This is a genomic window from Pseudomonas sp. NY15356, from assembly GCF_048068175.1.
GTDB lineage: Bacteria > Pseudomonadota > Gammaproteobacteria > Pseudomonadales > Pseudomonadaceae > Aquipseudomonas > Aquipseudomonas putida_K.
On the sequence record NZ_JBLUPW010000073.1, the window covers coordinates 1 to 1,063 of the forward strand.

The 1,063-nt window shown below is 67.0% G+C and carries 1 protein-coding gene; it reads left to right on the forward strand.

The window, feature by feature from the left end; all coding sequences use genetic code 11:
* A partial coding sequence (locus tag ACNFCI_RS23965) for a neuraminidase-like domain-containing protein (protein WP_416768428.1) occupies window positions 1-1,063 on the forward strand: 1,063 nt, incomplete at both ends.

Consider the following 1,063-nt stretch of genomic DNA (forward strand, 5'->3'; position numbering starts at 1 on the left):
AACTGCGGCCCGGGCCCTGCTGATCTGGGCGGACCGTGGCAAGCCCGGTGGGCTTTGGCTGCAAGAGCTAGGCGAGCGCCTGAAGCTGGAAGATCCAGAGGCGTCGGAAGAGCCGGAAGAACCAGAAGAACCTTACGACCCGGTAGCCGATCCCCAGATAATCGCCTTCACCTACGGCCTGGCGCAGATGGCGCTGATCGTGCACGCCAGCGGTGTGACCGCCGACGTGCTGGCCGTGCTGGTGGAGCAGCCCCATTTGCTCGCCGGAACCATGGACAACATCGAGCCCAGGCTGACCACCCTGCAGCGCAGTGTGGCCACGGTCGTGGCCCTGACGGACTTCAGCACCTGGCTGAAAACACGACCGGAGTCGGCCAGCACGCTGATGGCTGCGCTGAAGGCCGAAGGCGTACCGCCCGCGCTGCTGGCCAAGGCCACCGGCCAGGCAGAAGGGCTGGTCGCCGAGGCTGCCAGGCAGGCAGCCCTGAAGAAGGATGTCGTAGACGCCTCGGCCCTGGCCAACTGGCAGGAGATCGCCGTGGTCCGGCAATGGGCCGACCTGGCGACAACGCTGGGCGTGCAGCCCACAAGCCTGGCGGCGTTGCTGGTGTTCCCGCCGGCATGGGATGAGTGGCAAGCCCTGGCGAACAGTTTCGAGGCGGGGCTGAGCCCGTCGCAGGTCAAGCGTGCGCAGGCGGCCAGCGAGGAGCCGTTGAGCAAGGCGCTGGCCGGTGTGTTGGCCGCGCGCATCAACCTGGGCGTGGAAGCGCTGAACCAGCACCTGCTGCTCGACAGCCTGAACAGTGCCCAGGTGACGACCACGCGCATCGCCGAGGCGATGGCGGCGCTGCAGCTGTTCGTCCACCGTACCTTGTCGGAGCCTGAAGACCCCTACGCCCTGGACAGAAGCGTGTTGGACGGGCCCTTCTTCCGCGACTGGACCCGCTGGAATGCCCGCTATGCCACCTGGTCGGCCGGGCAGATGCTGATGTACTACCCGGAGAACTACATCGACCCGACCGTGCGCCTGGGCCAGACCAAGGCGATGGACGACATGCTGCAG